At 59.7% G+C, this 20,244-nt stretch carries 14 protein-coding genes; 9 read left to right on the forward strand and 5 right to left on the reverse strand.

The genetic code is table 11. The features are described 5' to 3' along the window. Positions 1-4: 4 nt before the first annotated feature. Together AB4N53_RS13470 and AB4N53_RS13475 are read left to right on the forward strand one after the other, a co-directional pair. The gene (locus AB4N53_RS13470; RefSeq protein ID WP_460121032.1) at positions 5-763 is read left to right on the forward strand and encodes a DUF2334 domain-containing protein; all 759 of its coding nucleotides are present in this window, start codon (positions 5-7) and stop codon (positions 761-763) included. Further along, a complete protein-coding gene (locus AB4N53_RS13475; protein ID WP_460121034.1) occupies positions 760-1,758 on the forward strand; it encodes a lysylphosphatidylglycerol synthase transmembrane domain-containing protein in 999 nt (332 codons plus the stop codon). The genes AB4N53_RS13470 and AB4N53_RS13475 overlap by 4 nt, the downstream gene beginning before the upstream one ends. Here the strand turns inward: AB4N53_RS13475 and AB4N53_RS13480 are convergent. Both AB4N53_RS13480 and purU read right to left on the reverse strand, forming a co-directional pair. Continuing rightward, positions 1,742-1,918, reverse strand: a complete 177-nt coding sequence (locus AB4N53_RS13480) for a hypothetical protein (protein ID WP_460121037.1) — start codon at positions 1,916-1,918, stop codon at positions 1,742-1,744. The two genes, AB4N53_RS13475 and AB4N53_RS13480, sit on opposite strands and share 17 nt — an antisense overlap. An 81-nt stretch (positions 1,919-1,999) precedes the next feature. Continuing rightward, the gene (purU, locus tag AB4N53_RS13485; RefSeq protein ID WP_016773477.1) at positions 2,000-2,848 is read right to left on the reverse strand and encodes a formyltetrahydrofolate deformylase; all 849 of its coding nucleotides are present in this window, start codon (positions 2,846-2,848) and stop codon (positions 2,000-2,002) included. Positions 2,849-3,184: 336 nt separating this feature from the next. Between purU and mvaT the strand changes: the two genes are divergently transcribed. Then, a complete protein-coding gene (mvaT, locus tag AB4N53_RS13490; protein ID WP_016773476.1) occupies positions 3,185-3,562 on the forward strand; it encodes a histone-like nucleoid-structuring protein MvaT in 378 nt (125 codons plus the stop codon). A gap of 97 nt (positions 3,563-3,659) precedes the next feature. Here the strand turns inward: mvaT and sbcB are convergent, their stop codons facing one another. Beyond that, complete coding sequence (gene sbcB, locus AB4N53_RS13495) at positions 3,660-5,090, reverse strand: exodeoxyribonuclease I (protein WP_460121040.1); 1,431 nt, start codon at positions 5,088-5,090, stop codon at positions 3,660-3,662. A gap of 267 nt (positions 5,091-5,357) precedes the next feature. Here sbcB and AB4N53_RS13500 point away from each other — a divergent pair, with 267 nt between their 5' ends. The 6 genes from AB4N53_RS13500 to AB4N53_RS13525 are packed head-to-tail and all read left to right on the forward strand — an operon-like array spanning position 5,358 to position 12,056. Further along, on the forward strand, positions 5,358-6,074 hold the full coding sequence (locus AB4N53_RS13500) for an RDD family protein (RefSeq protein ID WP_460121042.1): 717 nt from the start codon (positions 5,358-5,360) through the stop codon (positions 6,072-6,074). Next, positions 6,071-7,048: a stage II sporulation protein M gene (locus tag AB4N53_RS13505; protein WP_460121044.1), complete on the forward strand. Its 978-nt coding sequence runs from the start codon at positions 6,071-6,073 to the stop codon at positions 7,046-7,048. Before AB4N53_RS13500 ends, AB4N53_RS13505 begins: the two co-directional genes overlap by 4 nt. Continuing rightward, positions 7,035-8,573 carry a DUF4129 domain-containing protein gene (locus AB4N53_RS13510; protein WP_460121046.1) on the forward strand — a complete coding sequence of 513 codons (1,539 nt, stop codon included), beginning with the start codon at positions 7,035-7,037 and terminating at the stop codon, positions 8,571-8,573. Before AB4N53_RS13505 ends, AB4N53_RS13510 begins: the two co-directional genes overlap by 14 nt. Beyond that, on the forward strand, positions 8,570-9,733 hold the full coding sequence (locus AB4N53_RS13515; protein ID WP_460121047.1) for a DUF4350 domain-containing protein: 1,164 nt from the start codon (positions 8,570-8,572) through the stop codon (positions 9,731-9,733). Before AB4N53_RS13510 ends, AB4N53_RS13515 begins: the two co-directional genes overlap by 4 nt. Then, positions 9,730-10,731, forward strand: a complete 1,002-nt coding sequence (locus AB4N53_RS13520; protein WP_460121049.1) for an AAA family ATPase — start codon at positions 9,730-9,732, stop codon at positions 10,729-10,731. The genes AB4N53_RS13515 and AB4N53_RS13520 overlap by 4 nt, the downstream gene beginning before the upstream one ends. Then, the gene (locus AB4N53_RS13525; RefSeq protein ID WP_460121051.1) at positions 10,728-12,056 is read left to right on the forward strand and encodes a DUF58 domain-containing protein; all 1,329 of its coding nucleotides are present in this window, start codon (positions 10,728-10,730) and stop codon (positions 12,054-12,056) included. Before AB4N53_RS13520 ends, AB4N53_RS13525 begins: the two co-directional genes overlap by 4 nt. A 10-nt stretch (positions 12,057-12,066) precedes the next feature. Here AB4N53_RS13525 and AB4N53_RS13530 read toward each other — a convergent pair whose 3' ends face one another. Together AB4N53_RS13530 and AB4N53_RS13535 are read right to left on the reverse strand one after the other, a co-directional pair. Continuing rightward, positions 12,067-16,077 (reverse strand): hypothetical protein, encoded by a 4,011-nt coding sequence (locus AB4N53_RS13530; RefSeq protein WP_460121053.1) that lies wholly within the window; start codon positions 16,075-16,077, stop codon positions 12,067-12,069. Further along, positions 16,070-20,194 carry a Tc toxin subunit A-related protein gene (locus AB4N53_RS13535; RefSeq protein WP_460121055.1) on the reverse strand — a complete coding sequence of 1,375 codons (4,125 nt, stop codon included), beginning with the start codon at positions 20,192-20,194 and terminating at the stop codon, positions 16,070-16,072. Before AB4N53_RS13535 ends, AB4N53_RS13530 begins: the two co-directional genes overlap by 8 nt. Positions 20,195-20,244: the final 50 nt, after the last annotated feature.

Genomic DNA, 20,244 nt, shown 5'->3' on the forward strand with positions numbered 1-20,244 from the left:
ACACATGAAAGCCGTATGTCTGGTGTTGCATGATGTGGCGCCCTCGACGTGGGCGGATTACCAGCCCTTCGTCGAGGCTGTCGATGCCTTGGGTGATGTGCCGATGACGTGGCTGGTGGTGCCGGACTTCCACCGCCACGATGCGCTCGACGCCAACCCTGCGTTTCGCCGAGTGCTCGATGCCCGGGTCGCTCGTGGCGATGAACTGGCACTGCACGGTTATTACCACGACGATCAGGAACCCATGTCGCACAACCCGCGCGACTGGTTCATGCGCCGGGTCTACACCCATGAAGGCGAGTTCTACCGTCTGTCCCGCGAAGCAGCCCTGGCCCGCCTGCACGCGGGTCTGGACATGTTTCAGCGCTACGACTGGCCGGTGCAGGGTTTCGTCGCCCCGGCCTGGCTGATGAGCGACGGCACCCGCCACGCCTTGCGCGAATTACCGCTCAGCTACACCAGCGATCCGCAGCATCTTTATCGCTTGCCCGACTTCAGCGCCATAGATGCACCGGGGCTGGTGTGGAGTGCGCGCAGTGCCTGGCGTCGCGGCTTGTCGAAAATCCTCAGCGACCAGCGTGAACAGCGCTGGCGCGAGGCACCGGTGATTCGCCTGGGACTGCATCCGGTGGACATGCGCCACCGCTTTTCTCGTGATTACTGGCTACACACCTTACAACGCCTGCTGGCAGACGGACGCGTGCCGCTGACCAAGATCGACTGGCTTGCCCGCCAACACGGTCAGCTGGAACGCGCAGCATGAAGCGCAGCCTGTTGTTGCTGATCGGCCTGCTCGCGGCGGTGATGATTCCGGTGCTGCTCGGCGGCGGCGAAACCTGGTCGCGCCTGCGCAGTTTTCCGCTGAACTGGCTGTTGATCATGTTCGGCATGATTCTGCTGTGCTGGGGGATCAATACCCTGCGCCTGCGTTTGTTGCTCGGCGACCAGCGTGACAAGGTCGCCCCCTTGAAGAGCCTCGGTGTGGTGATGGCGGCAGAGTTCGCTTATTGCGCCACGCCCGGCGGCAGTGGCGGGCCGCTGACGATCATGGCGTTGCTGGCGCGCTGCGGAGTACGTCCGGCGCGAGGCAGTGCGGTGTTTGCCATGGATCAGCTCAGTGATCTGCTGTTCTTTCTCTGTGCGCTGAGCGCAATTCTGATTTACGCGCTGTTCCAGCACCTGAGCGATCGGCTCGAATGGCTGCTGACAGTCAGCGCGGTGTCGCTGTTCGGCGGCTTGTGCAGTTGCGTGTTGATTGCGCGCTATCACCGTGCCCTGATCCGTTTGAGCGGGCGGCTGTTGGCGGGGATGAACGTCACAGCGCGTACGCGTCGACGCTGGGCGCGCAAGTTGCTGCATTTTCTCGCGGCGTTTACCGATACCTTGAAGCTGCCTTGGCAGACGCTTGTCCAGGTGTTCGCCCTGACCTGCGTGCACTGGTTGTTGCGCTATAGCGTGCTGTATCTGGCGCTACGCGGGCTCGGCGCCGACTTGCAGTGGGCGTGGAGTTTTCTGGTGCAAATGCTATCGCTGGGCGCCGGTCAATTCAGCCTGTTGCCCGGCGGTGCGGGGGCAGCAGAATTGACTTCTGCAGCGCTGCTGGCGCCAATGGTGGGCAAATCCACCGCAGCGGCGGCGATCCTGATCTGGCGTGTGGTGACGTATTACTTCTATCTGCTGGTTGGCGGCCCGGTGTTCGTGTTGATGCTGGGCAAGCCGTTGCTGAAGAAGTTGATGAACGTCAGGCAGGCTTCTTAGGTTCGTCCTGCTCTTGCTGCAGCTGCTCCCACAACTCGGCGGCGCCGGGGAATTCGGTGCCGTCCTCGGGGCTCATGTCATCCGGGTCGTAACGACTCAGGCAACCCTCGCCGAGGGTGGCGGGCGCTTTTGAAGTGGCTTTGTCCAGTAGATCGTTCATGGCTTTTCCTCGGGCTCAAATGACAAGGGCCTGAGCGATTCAACGCCCAGGCCCCTGGATTTTCAAGCATGCAGTGCTCGATCAGAACACAACCGTCTTGTTGCCGTGCACGAGCACGCGGTCTTCCAGGTGATAACGAAGGCCACGGGCCAGCACCATCTTCTCGACGTCACGGCCGAAACGCACCATGTCTTCGATGCTGTCGCTGTGGCTGACTCGTACCACGTCCTGCTCGATGATCGGACCGGCGTCCAGCTCTTCGGTCACGTAGTGGCAGGTCGCGCCGATCAGCTTGACGCCACGCAGGGACGCCTGGTGATACGGCTTGGCGCCGACGAACGAAGGCAGGAAGCTGTGGTGAATGTTGATGACCTTGTGTGCGTATTCGCGGCACATGTCCGGCGGCAGGATCTGCATGTAGCGCGCCAGCACCACCACTTCGGCATCGTGTTGCTTGACCAGGCGCGACACTTCGTCGAACGCTGGCTGCTTGTCCTGTGGATTGACCGGCACATGGTAGTACGGGATGCCGTGCCATTCGACCATGCTGCGCAGGTCGTCGTGGTTGGAAATCACACAGGAGATTTCGCAGTCCAGTTCGTCGCTGTGCCAGCGGTGCAGCAGGTCGGCCAGGCAGTGGGATTCGCGGCTGGCCATTAGCACCACGCGTTTTTTCTGCTCGGTATCAGTGATGCGCCAGTCCATCGAGAACTCTTCGGCGATCGGTGCGAACTTCTCGCGCAACTCTTCAATACCGAACGGCAGCGAATCGGCACGGATTTCGTGACGCATGAAGAACCAGCCCACTTGATTGTCAGAGTGGTGGCTCGCTTCGGTGATCCAGCCGTTATGAGAGGCCAGAAAATTACTGACTTTGGCAACGATGCCAACGCGGTCCGGGCAAGATATCACCAGCCGAAAAGTGCGCATGAGGGGGAAACTCCAGAACTTCACAAAGGCCGCCATTCTAGCGACTGTGCAGAAAAACTGCAGTACGCATGCGCGCCGGGCGCAACGAAGCTAGGCGAAACGACTTCCTGACGCAGGTATTCGTCAAGACCGTGACGCTTTCGCGAGACTTTTGTCAGACAACTGTAAATATCTGTGCTGACTGCATCACATTATTTAACTGAACATTCAATTCACGGCTAATTCCTGTAACTCATTTAAATAAAAAGCCGATCTAAATGTTTACTTGATGAAACAGCCTGACTATTATTGCGGCACTGTCCCCTGTCATTCAGCATTCTACAAAAGGTAGTACTCATGTCCTTGATCAACGAATATCGCGCCACCGAAGAAGCCATCAAAGAGCTGCAAGCCCGTCTGAAGAACCTGTCCGAAGACGACAAACTGCAAGCTGAACTGGAATTCGAAGGCAAACTGCGCACGCTGATGGGCGAATACTCCAAGTCGCTGCGTGACATCATCGCGCTGCTGGATCCGGAAGCCAAATCCAAGGCTCCACGTGGCGGCGCAGTAAAAACTACCGGCACCAAGCGTGCACGCAAAGTTAAGCAATACAAAAACCCGCACAACGGTGAAGTCATCGAAACCAAAGGTGGCAACCACAAGACTCTGAAAGAGTGGAAAGCCAAGTGGGGCGGTGACGTGGTTGAAGGCTGGGCGACCCTGCTGGGCTAAGCCGCGACGCCTTCGCAGAGCGATCCGCGAACAAAAGAACGCCAGCTTGCGCTGGCGTTTTTTTATGCCCGCAAATTAATTCCGGGTATGTTCGATTTCAAAGATTCAAACGTTTGCGTAATGCCTGGACATAGTTCTGCCAGTCATTGAGTACCTCGCGCTGGATTGGCGTCGCACTAAGCGACCATTGCTCGGCAGCTTCTATAAATGACTGCACGGTATTCGGCGCGCCTGCCTCGGGTTGCGTCAGACGCTGCTGACAAAACAATCTCCAGCGTTCCTGCTCGGCAACATCCAGGGTGTCGGGAAAGTTGCGTGCTCGATATCGAAAAAGTAATTCAGGCAAACGTTCATCATCGAAAGGCCACTGCTCTTGCGCCAATTGCAGAGGATCAGCCGTTCGAACTTGTTCGCATAGACGCCGATCACGATCACCGATAAATCCGTCGTACAACTGCTGCTCGGGATCTTCGCTGGGAGTGAAATCTTCGCTGGCATAAATCGCCGCGACTTTATCTTTCCAGACTTGTTGTGCGTCAGTTAGTCGCACTGCCCGTTGCTGATAAAGCGCCATGTCCAGCCCAAGGCGCTGCTGATCTTGTGCGCGCAGTACCGCCAACGGCGCCACTACCGGGCAACGATTGATATGAATCAGCTTGAGCGGTACCGGTAACTCACCTTCGGCCAGCTCATCGCGGCGGGTATAAAGACGCTGACGCAGGGCTTGCGCATCCAGGTCGAGCAACCCCTGCGGGTCCAGATGCAGATCACAGACGATCAAGGCGTTGCGATTCTTCGGGTGCCAGGCCAGCGGCAACACCACGCCGACATAACTGCGTGCCGCCGAGAACCGCCCGGACACATGTACCAGTGGCTGCAACAGGCGGATCTGATCCATCACTTTCTGTTTACTGCGCAACTGGAACAGCCACTCGTAGAGCTTGGGTTGTTTCTCGCGAATCAGCCGCGCCAACGCAATGGTGGCGCGCACATCCGATAGCGCCTCGTGGGCATGGCCGTGATCGATATGGTTGGCGGCAGTGAGGCGTTCAAGCTTTAAAGTCACGCGGCCTTCATCATCGGTCGGCCAGACCAGCCCATCAGGACGCAGTGCATAGGCGGCGCGCACCACATCAATCAGATCCCAGCGACTGTTGCCACCCTGCCATTCCCGCGCATAGGGGTCGAAGAAGTTGCGATACAGGCTGTAGCGGGTCATCTCATCGTCGAAACGCAAGGTGTTGTAACCGGCGCCACAGGTGCCCGGCGCGGCCAATTGCGCATGTACGCGAGTCATGAAATCGGCTTCGCTCAGGCCTTTTTCAGCGAGCTGACCGGGAGTGATGCCAGTGATAGCACACGCCGCCGGGTGCGGCAGGATGTCTTCGCTGGGCTGGCAGTAGAGATTGACCGGCTCGTCGATTTCGTTGAGCGCATGGTCGGTGCGGATCCCGGCCACTTGCAGCGGACGGTCGTTGCGCGGATTGATGCCAGTGGTTTCGTAGTCGTACCAGAAGATTGAAGTCACGGGCGAATCCTGAACAGTAGATCGGCGAAGTCTAGGCGTTTCAGGGTTAACACGGCCAGCCTCGTAGCCCTGGAACGGCAATTTCTCCAGATTCCTACAACTGGAATGCATCGATATTGTGGGAGCGAGCCTGCTGGCGAAGGCTTTCCGTCAGTTGCACATAGGCTGACTGATCCTGCGCATTCGCGAGCAGGCTCGCTCCCACACCCGAGAGGCTGCTAGCATCAGGCGCACTTGCATCCCGAACAGGCGAACATCAGGTAGCCCATGCTCGAGCCCACAGCACCGCCAAGGAAAGCACCGCTGGATACGCGGCATCAGGTCGAAACGCCGGAAGGCATCGACCTGCCATTGCGCCCTGCCGGGTTGATGGTGCGCGCCGTGGCATTCGCCATCGATCTGGGCATTCGCGGCCTGATTCTGGGCGTGCTGTTTATCGCACTGGCATTTCTCGGCAAGCTTGGCATGGGCCTCGGCTCTTTACTGCTGTTTGCCATCAGTTGGTGGTACATGGTGTTGTTCGAGGTGCTGCGTCAGGGCCGCTCGCCGGGTAAACAGTGCATGGGCTTGCGCGTTGTGCACGACGACGGCACGCCGATCGGCTGGTCGGCCTCACTGCTGCGCAACCTGCTGCGCTTTGTCGATCTGCTGCCCTTCGGCTATTTCCTCGGTGCGCTCAGTTGCCTGCAACACCCGACCTTCAAGCGCCTCGGCGATCTTGCCGCCGGCACGCTGGTGGTTTACAGCGAGAGGCCGCTGAGCCGCCCGCAACTGCCTGACGCCGAACCTCGCCCCTGCCCCTTTGCACTCACGCTACGCGAACAACGCGCGGTGCTCGGTTTCGCCGAACGTCAGGCGCAGCTATCGCCGGCCCGGGTCAATGAGCTGGCGGCATTGCTGGCTCAGCCGCTGCATATCTCTGCGCCCAAAGCGGTGTCCGAACTCAATGGCATTGCGCGCAGTCTGTTGGGGCCGACCCCATGAAGCAGAGCCTGTTCGAAAGTCGCCACAAGGTCGAATGGGAGCGCTTCGCCGTGGCGCTCGAACGCCTCGAACAAGGCAAAGACACAGCGCAAGTCAACGATTTCCCCAAGGCCTATCGGCGTCTCTGCCACCATCTGGCCCTGGCCCAGGCGCGCGGCTACAGCAGTTTTCTGATCGATTCGTTGCAACAGCAAGTGCTGCGCGGCCATCAACAGCTGTATCGGCATCGCAGTCGCCTGGGTGCGCAAATCATCAGTTTTATTCTCGCCGACTTCCCGCGACTGGTGCGCGAAGAGTGGCGCTTCGTCGCGGTCGCCAGCCTGCTGTTCTTCGGCAGCCTGATCGGTTTCGCGGTGCTGGTTTACCTGTTCCCGGAACTGATCTACAACCTTATTCCGGCCGAACAGGTGCGCGAGATGCAAGGCATGTACGACCCCGTTGCCGGCCACCTCGGACGCTCGGCCGAGCGAGCGGCGAGTGAAGACTGGGTGATGTTCGGCTATTACGTGATGCACAACATCGGCATTGCCTTTCAGACCTTCGCCAGCGGTTTGCTGATGGGCGTTGGCAGTGGTTTCTTCCTGCTTTACAACGGCATGATCATCGGCGCGGTGGCCGGACACCTCAGCGAAATCGGTTTTGGCCAGACCTTCTGGTCGTTCGTGATCGCTCACGGTGCATTCGAACTGACCGCCATCGCTCTCGCCGGAGCAGCGGGCCTGAAGCTGGGATGGGCGCTGATTGCACCGGGACGCCTGACGCGCGATGAGGCACTGCGCCTGGCTGCGCGCAAAAGCGTAAGGCTGGTGTGCGGGGTCATGCTGTTCTTGTTGACCGCTGCATTTATCGAGGCTTATTGGTCGTCGAAAACCAGTGTCACGCCGCTGACCAAATACGCCGTCGGCGCTGCTCTGTGGCTGGCCGTCGCGGTATATCTGCTGTTTGCCGGAAGGACCCGCCATGCGCCTGAGTGACGCCAGCGTGGTGATCCGCCCGCGCACGACCTGGGAAGCCATGGACCTGGGCGTATTGATGAGCCAGCAGCATCGCCGGTTGTTGATGACCAGTTGGGCGATCGTCACCCTGCCGCTGTTCGCTCTGCTCAGCCTGCTGCTGTGGGAGTCGCCATCGCTGGCGGTGTTCATTTTCTGGTGGCTGAAACCGGCCTACGAACGCCTGCCGCTGTACATCCTCTCCAAAGCGCTGTTCGGTGAAACGCCAACCCTCAAACAAGCCTTGCGTGAATGGCCGCGCCTGCTCAAGCCGCAACTGCTGGCCAGTCTGACCTGGCGCCGGCTGAGTCTGAGCCGCAGCTTTGTACTGCCGGTGATGCAACTCGAAGGTCTCGACGGCGAGGCCAGGCAACAACGGCTGCAGGTGCTGCTGCAACGCAACGGCGGCGCTGCGCAATGGTTGACGATTATTGGCGTGCATCTGGAAACCGCACTGTGGATCGGCCTGATGCTGCTGTTCTATATGTTGCTGCCGCAGCAGATCGAAACCGACTGGGACTGGCAGTCGCTGCTGCTCGCCGCCGATCAGGACTGGCGCTGGCTGGAACACCTGACCAACGCGTTTTACGCGCTGATTCTGGTCGTCTGGGAGCCGATCTATGTCGCCTGCGGCTTCAGCCTCTACCTGAACCGGCGCACGCAACTGGAAGCCTGGGACATAGAGCTGGTCTTCCGCCGTTTGCGCCAGCGCTTGAACAACGGCGTGCTCGGTGTGTTGTTGGCGGCGTGTCTGCTGCTGCCGAACCTGCAACCGGTATGGGCCAGCGATGCGCCGGATGCTCCACGGTTGCTCAATCAGCCGCTGACCAGTCAGGCATCGCGCGACAGCATCCAGTCGCTGCTCGAACAACCGCCGTTCAAGAACAAGGAAAGCGTCACCCGCTATCGCTTCGGAGACGACCCGGCAAGCCCGGCCAAGGACGCGCAACCGGGTGAGGCTCCGCAGTGGCTGAAAACCCTTCTCGGTTGGCTCGACGGTCGACACCTTGATGCCTTGGCGAACGTGATTGAAGTGCTGTTGTGGGGCGCGCTGATTGCCGCGCTGGGCTGGCTGGTCTGGCGTTATCGCGAATTTCTCCGGGCCTTCGTCAGTCGTCGCCCGAACCTGCCCTCGCGCAGCAAACCACCGGCGCCGCCACACGTCTTCGGGCTGGATCTGAACCGTGAAACCCTTCCCGATGACATCGCCGCCAGTGCTGAACAATTGTGGCTGAGCGAACCTCGCGCCGCGCTGGGCCTGCTCTATCGCGGCCTGCTCAGCCATCTGCTGCATGATTTCGACCTGACGCTCAAAGCCGCCGACACCGAGAGCCAGATCCTCAACCGCATCGAGCAATTGCAACGCCCGGACCTGCTCGCCTATAGCCGCAACCTCACTGTTCACTGGCAGAACATGGCCTACGGGCACCGGGTTCCGGCCGCGCACCTGCGAGCCGAACTGTGCAACGGCTGGCGTGAATTGTTCAGTGAAGGGGCTCGGCATTGAACCGGCGCATCGGCTGGTCGCTGGGTGCATTGGCGCTGTTGCTGCTCGGCGGTCTGAGTCTTTTTCTGTTTCTCAAAGCACGCCCGTATCAGGAAGTCGTCGATCACGGCCCCTCCCCCACGGCGCAAGCCAACCCGTATCTGGCGGCAGAAATTTTCCTGCGCGAGCGCGGCCTCGCGGTCAGCCACGCCGAGACCTTGACGGTGCTGCCGCAGATTGATCCGCACAGCCACACCTTGTTGCTGTTCGGCGAGCGCGCACGGATGACGCCGCGTGAAGTCGATCAGGTGCTGAACTGGACTCGCGCCGGAGGACGTCTGGTGTTCGTCGCCGAATCGTTGTGGGATGCGCAAACCGGGCAAAGTAATGATCTGCTGCTCGATAAGGTGCAACTGCACCAATCGCTGAGCAAGGACTTGAAAGATCCTCCCGAGGACGGGGAAAAGGACCGCTTCCCGAAACTGACCAAACTGTATCTGGAAGATGAAGACGCGCCGGCCTACGCCGGTTTCGACACCGACTTCCACCTCGACGACCCGAACAATGTCGCGCAAGCCTGGGCCAACAGCGCCAAAGCCACGCACATGATGCAACGGGTGTACGGCCTCGGCACGATCACGGTGGTCACCGATGCCGAGCTGTGGAAAACCCCGGCTATCGGCAAATACGACAACGCCTGGCTGCTCTGGTACCTGAGCGCCGACACCGACGTCACGCTGATTTACAACACGGTGCACGACGGTTTGTGGACGCTGCTCTGGCGCTACTTCCCGCAGGCTATCGTCGCCCTGTTCGCCTTGATCGGCCTGTGTTTGTGGCAGGCCGGCGTGCGTCACGGCCCCGTGCAAATGCCGGCGCCAGCGGGTCGCCGACAATTGCTCGAACATTTGCGCGCCAGCGCCGATTTCCTCCTGCGCCACAACGACCAGCAGGCGCTGCTGCAAGCCTTGCAACAAGACATCCTGCGCCGTGCCCGCCGCCGCCATCCCGGTTTTGATCAATTGAATGTGGCCGAACAATGGCTGGCGCTATCGCGCCTGACCCGGCAACCCACCCGCGCCATCAGCCAGGCCCTGAGCCCACGACCGAAGCAGCGATTGTCCAGCGCCGAATTCAGCCGTCAGGTCGCTCATCTGCAAACTTTGAGGAACGCGTTATGACTGAACAGATCGAGCCCGGCAGCGCGACGCATGCCGCCCAGCAACGCCAGCGTGCCAGCCAGTTGGCGCAGGCGGTGCGCAACGAATTGAACAAGGCACTGATCGGCCAGGAAGCGGTGGTCGACGACGTCCTGACCGCGCTGATTGCCGGCGGCCATGTGCTGCTCGAAGGCGTGCCCGGTCTGGGCAAGACCTTGCTGGTGCGGGCCTTGGCACGCTGTTTCGGCGGCGAGTTTGCGCGCATCCAGTTCACCCCCGATCTGATGCCCAGCGACGTCACCGGTCACGCCGTGTACGACCTGCAGACCGAACAGTTCAAGCTGCGCAAAGGCCCGTTATTCACCAATCTGCTGCTGGCCGATGAGATCAACCGCGCCCCGGCGAAAACCCAGGCGGCACTGCTCGAAGCCATGCAGGAACGTCAGGTGACACTCGAAGGTCGCGCGCTGCCCATCGCGCAACCGTTCATGGTATTGGCGACGCAGAACCCGATCGAACAGGAAGGCACCTATCCACTGCCGGAAGCCGAACTCGACCGCTTCATGCTCAAGGTGCGCATGGATTATCCCGACGCCGATCAGGAGTTGAACATGGTCCGTCAGGTCTGTCGTTCGACCCGCGCCGACATGCTCGATGTGCAACCGCTGCGCACGGTGTTGCAGGCCAAGGACGTGCAAGCCCTGCAACGCATCGCCAGTGATTTGCCGCTGGACGATCAGGTCCTCGACTATGCCGTGCGTGTGGCGCGCAGCACCCGCACCTGGCCGGGGCTGACCCTCGGCGCCGGACCGCGCGCCTCGATTGCATTGGTTCGGTGTGCTCGTGCCCGGGCGTTGTTGCGCGGCGGCGAATTTGTCATTCCGGATGACATCAAAGGCTGCGCGCTGGCGGTGCTGCGCCACCGCGTGCGTGTTGCACCAGAGCTGGACATCGAAGGTCTGCAGGTCGATCAGGTGCTTGCGCAATTGCTCGACCAAGTGCCGGCGCCGCGCCTGTGAAACCCTCGCGACTGCTGCTGATCTGGCTGGCGCTGCTGCTGGTGTTCAGCATTGTGCTCGGCGCACTTCAGGCACTCGACACAGAGCTCCCCTCGAGCCTGATTTCGATCAACTGGGGGTTACTGCTCGCACTTCTGGCGTTGGCCGTTATTGACGCGGTGCGCCTCAGACGTCTGCCCTCGCCGCGCATCAGACGGCAAATACCCGGCAGCCTGGCACTGGGGCGCTGGGCAGAGGTGCAACTGGAAGTTGCCCATGAGTTTGCCGAGCCACTGAACATCGATCTTTTCGACCACGTCCCCGAGGGCCTCGCGTTCGAACATCTGCCATTGGTCGTCGAGCTCCAACCCGGTCATTCGAGCCAGATCCGATACCGTCTGCGCCCGACCAGACGCGGGCATCTGCGCTTCGAGCAGTGCGAAGTCAATCTGCCGAGTCCCTTGGGCTTATGGTCAGGCAAACGCCTGATCGAGGTCGCCGATCAGACCCGTGTGTATCCCGACTTCACCCGGCTCTACGGGGGTGAATTACGCGCCGTCGACAACTGGCTGAGCCAGCTCGGCATACGCCAGCGGCAACGTCGCGGGCAGGGTCAGGAATTTCATCAACTGCGCGAATTCCGCGAAGGCGACAGCCTGCGCCAGATCGATTGGAAAGCCACCGCGCGCCAACGCACGCCGATTGCCCGGGAGTACGAAGATGAACGCGATCAACAGATCATCTTTCTGCTCGATTGCGGCCGGCAGATGCGCAGCCAGGACGGTGAGCTGTCGCACTTCGATCACGCGCTCAATGCCTGTCTGTTGCTCGCTTATGTTGCGCTGCGACAGGGGGATGCGGTGGGGCTGAGTACCTTTGCCGGTGATGCGCCGCGCCATGTGACACCAGTCAAAGGCAGCGGCCAGCTGAACGTCTTGATCAACGCCGTGTATGACCTCGAACCTACGCGACGCCCTGCCGATTATCAGGCCGCCGCCAGCCAGTTACTGGCCCGACAAAAACGCCGGGCATTGGTGGTGCTGGTGACCAATGTGCGCGATGACGATGATCAACTGCTGGGCGCGGTCAGACGGTTGAGCGCAACACACCGGGTGCTGGTGGCCAGTCTGCGCGAAGAAGCGCTGGACACGTTACGTCAGGCACCGGTGCAAACGCTGCCCGAGGCGCTCGCCTACTGCGGCACCATCGACTTCCTGAATGACCGCTCGCAACAGCATGAGCGGCTCACGGCTCATGGAATCACGGTGATGGATGTCCGGCCCGCCGAGCTGGGGGCCGAGCTGGTGACGCGTTACATGCAATGGAAAAAAACCGCTGCGATTTGACAGTTTCAGTTCAACTGGTGACCGAAACATACACAGCGCCGCTGTGCGAAGTACCGTCGCTGTTTTCTACTTTGACGACCAGGGAAATCTTCTCGTCAATGCTCATCGGGCGCCAATGGGAGGTGTATCGCCCTTGATGATCGGTAAGAGCTTGAACGAACGTTGCTCCATTAGTGGAGGCCAGGATTCTTCGTCCGGGCATGGGTTCCTGGCTTCCCTTGGCCACAATCAATGCAGTCATGCTGACGTATGTCTGCAAGGGAACCGGATTTCGCGACGCAACAACAGACGCTACGGCCGCTGCACGCTCAACGATATTTAGTGCCAGCCAACTCACATCCCAGCCCGCAACCCCTCCCGTTACCGTCGCCCATAGGGCCGCCTCCCCCGGCGCCTCCAGGATGAAGCCAAGCGTGGCCCAGCCGTCGGCTCCCGTCTTGGTCGCCGGCAAGGCTTTGTTGTCGTAATCCCACATCACTTCGACATTGCTCAAAGGTTCGCCGGTGATAGCCGAAACCACCAACGCCTGAACGATGATCTTTTGCCCGGGATAACCGGAAGGTTCATCACAGACCAGCTCTTTGATCTCTCGAGGCTCCTGGAGAAAAAACGGCAACGAAAGCGACTCCGAATATAGCCCATCCCCCGCCCTCGCCGTCAGCGACCAAGCGCCTGGAGAAGTAGGCACAAAAGCAATGCGCGCCACGCCGTAATAGTCGGTCGTGGTGACCCGCTCACCGAAATCCGGATGGCTCCAGACCACCGTTGTGCCGCGCATCGGCTTGTTCCCGTCAATCGAGACCAGCGTAATCTGCTCGGATACGGTGTCACCCCAGAACAGTGTCCGAAGAACTCGCGAGCGCTCGGCGATGGTCATCATTTGCGAGCCTTCGCCCACCGAGACGGCATGAATCGGCGACAGACTTGCCAGATCTTCGGCAGCACAATAAAAACCGAAGCTACCGTTGTTCTCGTCGCCAACGCTGAACTCGTACACGAGGCCGGAATCGCTGAAGGGTTTCGGGACACCCAATACGGAGTCAAGACCGCGGATGCCAAATGCAGATGGCCCTCTGTCGGCAATACCCAGGCTCAGATTGCGTTCGAATAACTGACTTCCCTCGTCGGCATTCACTTCGATCCGGTAATCAAGCGAGCGGCGTGCGAACAGGACTTTTTCACCAAAGGCTTGCGGCTCTCCCCTGTCAACGCTGATCGTGAGGCCCTTCCAGGGATCGCTGGCCAATGCCCTGACCTTCATCGAGCGCTGTTCGCTGGACGCGTTATAAGGGCTGTATATCGCTGCGGTGATTGCCTGTTCTCCGGCGGCTGCAGGCGCGTGGGCATAAGCACTCCACCCCTCCTCATCGGTGGGCTCGACCTGTTCGGCGCTGCCCTTCCATTGCACCGGAATCTGGCCGACACCAAGGCCTGAGAATGCCGAGATCACACGAGCCCACAGACATAACGATTCTCCACCCACCACCGGAGTCACCGTGGTCTCGTGCCATTGCGCGATTCGCAGCTTGTTGTGCGCCAGGTCCATGGGTTTGCCCTCTGATGACAGGGCCAGCTGGGGCAGCGACACGGTTAACTGAAACTTCCCGGGCCGGGCGCTACGGGAGAAATCCAGCGACCAGACGAAACCACCGTCAGTCAATTTCTGCGTCGAGTCCAATGCTGGAAATACTTGCGCGTCCAGTTCCTCTGCCGCAGTTCCCGACCATACCAACGCGATATCCAGCCCGGTGAGTGGACTCAAAGCCTGGGGCAGGACCTTGAAGTCGTGCGCCGCTGCGAGACACGGATAAAAAGCCTGTGTATCCAGCGCGGCGTGGATCTGGTCGAGCATCAGGCTCATTTCCCGGCTCGGTTCCTGCCAGAACAGCCGCCCGGTCAACTCTCGATCCGCCTCGTTGCCGTCAATGTGCAGCCTCAATTGAAAGAGGCTGCTCACGTCACTTTCAGTAGCATCGAGCGTCCACCTCAGGCCTTGACCGGTGAGAGGTCTGGCCACATCCAATTCAGGAATGTGCAGACCGATCCGAGGATCGTCGCCGCGCCAGTGCAGGCTGACGTTGCGGTCACGCCAATCTTCCGTAAGCGGCAAGATCTCCAGCTCATGTTTCTGCCCGCGATGGCAGAGCAGGCCAAGGGTGTTGCGCTCGACCTCGGCACCATCAAGCAAAATCCGCACCCTGCTGTTCCAGGGGCTGGTCGCGATCGCATTGACCTTGAATGACCAGGGAACGGATGGCGCCTGGGAATGCGCCCTGACGCTGACATCGACGGTGGTTTCCCCCACCTCCAGGGGCTTGCACCACGCCCCCGCCCAGCCGTCGCAGCCTGAGGTCGTATGGACGGTTTGGCCCCCCGGCATGCTCCATTCGACCTGCGCGCCGATGACGCCGTTTTTCTCGCCGCTGTCGGTGTGATGAATGACCTGCAGCCGCAGCAGCGCGCTTTCGTTTTCATCCAGTACGGGCGATCTGTCCGCGTCGCGGACCTCGCCGATTTCGACTTTGTTGCGTGCCAGGAACATGCGTTTTATCGGTGACGGTTTCAGTAATCTGGAGCACACCAGAAACAGACCGAACTGGCCATCGACCTTGTCCTGCGCAGCAAGCGACCAACGCAGGCCGGCCGCTGGTTCTTGCCATTCACCCAGTGCCGGCTCGACGGCTATTCCCAAATCGTCGGCGGGGTCGCCGGACCAATGCAGCGAAATCGGCAGGTCTCGCAACGGGTTGTCCCTGGGTATGGATACATCAATGATGTGCGCCGAACCACGATTTGGGTAGCCGTCCTCCGGCCATTCGGTAATGACCCCGTTTTCAAAAATCACAAGATGCAGCCATGGGCTTTCAGCCAGAACCTTGACCGCGAAATCTTCCCTCGCCACCCCGTCAACGTCATAAGGACTTGCAACCGAAGCCTGTATCACCACATCGCCCACATGCTCGCTGGTGGGCGAATAATCGATATACGCCCAACCCTGCTGATCGGTAATGCAGGCGCCAATGACGTCACCCGCGATCGACCAGTTTACAGTCCGCCCGCCAACGCCCTGACCGGTGTAAGGCGACACCACTTTCACGCCCAGGGAAACACTTTCGCCGAGCAACGGGTAATAAGCCGCCTCTCGCGTTTCCTGAAACACCAGACGGTGATGCCCCAAAGACACCTGCATCGCATAGGGCTCGGCGGTGTACTGATTGATCAGGTTCAATGTGAATGCATAGTCTTGCGCATCGTCCAGCAGCGGGCAGTTGATGACCCATTCGTCGGTCAGTGGCTGGTTGGTTTCCCAGCGGGGCTCAGCAGTGACTGCTCCCATGGGATTGTTCGCAATGGCCAGTGCTGCCTGAGTGCCGAGCCACGGACTATCATCCGCCAGGCAGAACCGCACCCGGTGCCCGCCGAGGATCTCGGAGCCCAGGCACAGATAAAGCGGAGCGCCGGCCGTGCGGGCATGTCCATCCAGGATGATGCTCTGCACTTTCGGTTCATCAAGTTCCAATTGCAGATCAATGCAGGTGATGCAGACTTTTTCCCGTGAGGAAGGGGCGTTTTTCGGACTGCTTATCTCGATTCGCAAAACATCGCCCGCAACAAACGATGACATCAACGGTTCACGGAAAAGGTTCGGTTTCAAATCCAGCGGGAGCCCGGCGTTGAGACGGATCTGGTCCTGCTCGCGGTCGCGGGCGTTGCCGGGCGGCAGCTCGAAGTGTTCGACCCGGACGCCATTTTTGTGCACCGACAGCAAGCCCGGCTGAGTGTGGCGGGTTTCCCAGAGGAAGCTCAGGACATAACGCGTATCGTCAGCCGATGACTTGGGCAAGGTGATGTCTTGCCACGCTTTGCCTTCGTTACGCGCAGCCAGAAAGGATTGATCCTTACCCTGATAAGGCTCGGATTCCTTATCGACGCGCCCCTGCTTCTGCCACAGCCTCAAACCCTGGAGAAACTCGCCATCGTTCACCAGGTTCTCGCGTGCATGGATGATCGCTTCAGGCATGACCGCGCCCTCCCTTGCCCGCAGCTTCTGCGTTTTCTTCCGCTTCAATCACCAGATCCATGACTTTTTGGGTAAACGTCGGGTCGCCGGCTCTGGCTGTGTAGTGAATCTCGAAAATGATGTCAGTCAGGCTGGCAAGCTGTTGCGCCTGGCGAGCCCGGTCAAACCAGGGGCAATACAACGAGAAGGTGCCGATCAGGCCGGTAAACTGGAAAGGCCGCAGCAGGCCCTCTTCCGGTTTCACCGCAGACGTGCCGTCATCACCGACGGCCAGCGAAATCGCGATTTGCTGACCGCTGCGCACGTTATGCACAACATCGACGGGCGCTACATCCCCTGTCGGGTCGAGCAAATACTGTACCGATTGCGCCGTGGCCTGAGTGGCCGTCATATTGCTCACCTGCGTCAAAATCATTCGCGTGTTCTCGAATGGCCCGGCGACGACCGGCAGCGTGACAGCCACTGAACTGATCTGACGGCAGTAGTGCCCCGGATAATCACGGTCGAAGAGCAACTGCGTGAGTCTGAATTCCAGCGCTCCGGTATCGCATAGCTGCTTCAGCGCGTGCGCCCAGTTTTCGATACCGGGTTGAGGGTCAGTAACGTCATCGCACAACGAGCGCAACGAGATGGTCCTCACAAATTGCAGCTTCAGCTCGGTGCGCTGCACATACTCACGCTCCAGCAGCAGCAGGTAATTGCGCAGATGATTGGCGGCGGTCAGTCCATGATATTGGTCATGCAACACCTGGGGCGGCGGGTTTACTGCGTAATTACCCGTTTCCGCGCTCAGTGACGCCTGTGCGCTGAGGCACAGGCTGACCACCGCATCGTAGGCCTGATAGTGCAACGCCTTGAGCTGGCCGAGCATCCAGTTGAACAGCTCGGCATTGGTCGCACGTTTTTTCAGGAAGTTGTACATCGTCACCGCCTGACCGTTCGCCCTGAGCGTCTGTGCGAGGTTGATTCGGGCGGCGGCCACAGCATGATTCTGCGCTACGATTTGCGCATCGATTGCGCGTACCTCCGCCAGTGCCTGGTCACGTTGCAGTGCCCAGTCATTGCGTCGCCGGCGATAGGTTTCGTTGGTGCCTTGTTTGTCGGCATCCGCCTGCGCGCCGATCGACAAAATATTGAACAGGTCGGCAGAGGCAAACAGTATTTGCTCAGGCAGCGCGCCGCCATTGGACATGCCGAAAATCTTCGGCAGCGCTGCGACCGCTCCGCCCGCCGTTCTGAGCGCAGAAGACTGCATCGCCAGTTCCTTGGAGCGTTGCAGGTTGGACATGACTGCATACTCGGCGTCCGATACGTTTTCTTCGTAGCGTGTCGCATACGCTTGAGCAAGCTCGACGGCTTTTTGCCGATTTTCGGTAAGCGATACGACTACCGCCTCCATCTGGGCAATGGTCTGCTCTTGCACGGTCAGCGCGTAATTGCCCAGCTCGACGAGATGGCTTTGCTGCAGTTCCTCTTGTTCAGCGCGATCACGGCGCTCCAGCACGTTGAGTATCTCTGCGGCAAACTGCTGCATGGTTTCCACCGCCCGCAAGGCGAGTTCGAAGGCTACCCGCCAATAGAAAGCGATGACCCGCGTCTGCCCCATCGAGCGCGGTCTGCCATTGCTGCCGGCTGCCCGGTCACGCAACAACTGGTTGGGATCAGCCGGCGGGCTGAACAACGGTATGTCCAGCGGACGACCGTCAATGGTCAGATTGTTGCGCAGATTGAACAGGCGCTTTTGCGGCGCCTCGATCCAGTCGACCAACACCTGATTGATCGGAATTTTGAAAGGGCCGCAGGCCAACAGGCCCAACTGTGGGGCGACATCAGAGCCTGCGGGAATGTCTGCCAGACTGAACTGAAATTCGCTTTCAAACTTTTCCAGATCCGGGCGTTTGCTGCAGTCTTCCAGCAGCGCCCCCAAAGTGACCGCCTGCCAACGGCTGACGGTACTCCCCGAGGGTGGCTTGCCCATGAAAAAACCGGCCTGTACGTAACGCAGATGGGCAGCGGCAAGACTTTCGCGAGTCAACTGGCGGTAATACCAGTCTCCCCATGCCATCAGGTTTTTCACGTATTCGACAAATACTACAAGCCTGTAATGTTTCGGCTCGGAATAGGCGATGGCATCCGGGTCCAGCGGGGCAAGGCTCTCGGCACCAGAGTTGCCTGGACCGGTCAACGGACGGCAACGCCAGTAGCTCGGACGGGCATCTGGCACCGTGTCGGGGTCGGCAGGAGCGTGGGGAGCGAACAGGTAATGCAGCCATTGCTGCGCATCGCTGAACCGATCCTCATCGCGCAGTCGTGTTGCCACCAGATGCACCGCGTGGAAAAACAGTTCCCAGAAGAACAGGCCATTGGCACCGTCAAAAGGCCCGTTGGGTTCTTCGAATGCAGGAATGCCTGTAGGACCCGGCTCTTTCAGGTGCTGCGTTTGCCAATCCAGAACCGCGTCCGGAGAAATATTGGCGCGCTGCACCAGTTCGGGGCCGAACAGGGAATTGAGCCGCACATACTTGAGGGCGTAGTCCGCGCCCAGGTTGAGGTCGAGAAACTGCGCCGCATCGATGGTGTTTTTCAACAGGGTTGGCGGGATGAAGTCCATCAGGTCGACGATGCTCAGATCGAATTTTTTCCTGCCGTATCCCGCTGCATCAGTGCCCAGCGAGAAACTCGTGGGATTTGGCCATGTGCCTTTTGTCCGCGTGAATTTGCCCAGTGGCATTGTCCAGTTGCCTGCGGGTTTCTGCATGGTTTCAACAGGCGGCGGATCACCAGCCGGCGGATCCCCGAGGATTGTCAGCTTCATCATCACGTCGTTGCCATCCAGTGGGGTCGGGCGGCATAGACCATCGACGGTCAGCACATCGTTTTCACCCACTCGCAACGCGAAGACATTCAGATCCAGATACGGCGTCATGCTGCCGGCCGGGGCATCTTCGCTGACGATGGTGACCTGGCTGCCCAGTGGGTGCTGAACTGTCTCGGCAGTGAGAAAGCGGTCGTCCCGGGCAGACGTCAGCCATGCGCCTGAATCCGTGACAGGGCGCATCAGCACATCGAACACAGCGAACTGGTTGAATGGGCTGGGCTCTGCCCTGCCCTCTTCCCGGTCGCCATTTTCATCAACTGCTGCTCCCATCACCGTCCCCGTCAGCAACACCCCCAGCTTGCCTTTGGGGTGTTGATGGTCGGTCCAGATCGTGGCGATCAGCCGGACCGGATCGGGGCGCGTCACTGGGTCGGCATGTTCTGAACTGTGCAGACTCAGCGGTGCCGACCACTGGCCGTTCTCGGTCATGAACGCCAGGTTGATGTCCAGCTTGTGGGGGATGAAGTCTTCCGCGGTTTTGCCGGTGACTTTGTCACGCCACTGAGCCCAGACCACGCAAAGCCGGCCGTTCCAGATCAGCGGGCGCATGTCCAGGACACCGTTCACCGCTGGAATATCGACAGCTTGCCATTCATCCCAAGCCGCCGGATTGACCGCGCGACTGCTTTTGAGCAGTTCGACGCGAACTTTGCGTACGTAGTACTGGTACGGAGGAACGCGTTCTCTGCCGATGAAGCAATAAACAGAGTCGGCAGGCCCGAGGCCGTCCATGTAGCCACTGATCACATCAAGATTGCAGATCCGCTCGAAGGCTTGCAGATAGTTGCGCAGCGCGATCAGAACCGAATCGGCACTGAGGCGGGTCTGGTTGAGATCGTTTTCGAGAATCCTGAACAGGCTGGTTTTGCGTTGACGCACATAGGCGTTGATATAGCTGGAAGGATGAGTCTGGATCAATTGCGCTGCGGCCCATTCGGAATAGGTTCTTTCCAGCTTCCAACGCTCAAGCAGTTCGGGGTTGAAGGTGTGACTTTGGTAACCCGGCTCAAGTTTGTGCAATACCGCATCGATGAACTGCTGAGCGCAACTCGTCGCCTCTGCCACGTAGGAGGTTTCTACGGCCAGGGTGTTTTGCACGTCGGTGCGAAACAACTCCGACAGATCCGCCTCTGTTTTGAGGAAATCATGCCCGGATTTGCGCGCGAGTGCGCCGATACAAAAATCGATCAATGCCGAGCGGTGTTTCTCCAGCAGCGTGCCAGTGACATGCGAATTCATCGTCCTCTCTCCTTGGAATATGGCTTGAGTTCAAATGTGTGAAAAAGCGA

The sequence above is a fragment of the Pseudomonas sp. H3_E04 genome (assembly GCF_054668915.1).

Excerpts from the sequence above, each read along its gene's own strand:
- AB4N53_RS13520 (WP_460121049.1), top strand. The coding sequence starts at position 9,730 with ATGACTGAACAGATCGAGCCCGGCAGCGCGACGCATGCCGCCCAGCAA.
- AB4N53_RS13530 (WP_460121053.1), bottom strand. The coding sequence starts at position 16,077 with ATGCCTGAAGCGATCATCCATGCACGCGAGAACCTGGTGAACGATGGC.
- AB4N53_RS13480 (WP_460121037.1), bottom strand. The coding sequence starts at position 1,918 with ATGAACGATCTACTGGACAAAGCCACTTCAAAAGCGCCCGCCACCCTC.
- mvaT (WP_016773476.1), top strand. The coding sequence starts at position 3,185 with ATGTCCTTGATCAACGAATATCGCGCCACCGAAGAAGCCATCAAAGAG.
- AB4N53_RS13470 (WP_460121032.1), top strand. The coding sequence starts at position 5 with ATGAAAGCCGTATGTCTGGTGTTGCATGATGTGGCGCCCTCGACGTGG.
- AB4N53_RS13475 (WP_460121034.1), top strand. The coding sequence starts at position 760 with ATGAAGCGCAGCCTGTTGTTGCTGATCGGCCTGCTCGCGGCGGTGATG.
- AB4N53_RS13510 (WP_460121046.1), top strand. The coding sequence starts at position 7,035 with ATGCGCCTGAGTGACGCCAGCGTGGTGATCCGCCCGCGCACGACCTGG.
- AB4N53_RS13500 (WP_460121042.1), top strand. The coding sequence starts at position 5,358 with ATGCTCGAGCCCACAGCACCGCCAAGGAAAGCACCGCTGGATACGCGG.
- purU (WP_016773477.1), bottom strand. The coding sequence starts at position 2,848 with ATGCGCACTTTTCGGCTGGTGATATCTTGCCCGGACCGCGTTGGCATC.
- AB4N53_RS13505 (WP_460121044.1), top strand. The coding sequence starts at position 6,071 with ATGAAGCAGAGCCTGTTCGAAAGTCGCCACAAGGTCGAATGGGAGCGC.
- AB4N53_RS13535 (WP_460121055.1), bottom strand. The coding sequence starts at position 20,194 with ATGAATTCGCATGTCACTGGCACGCTGCTGGAGAAACACCGCTCGGCA.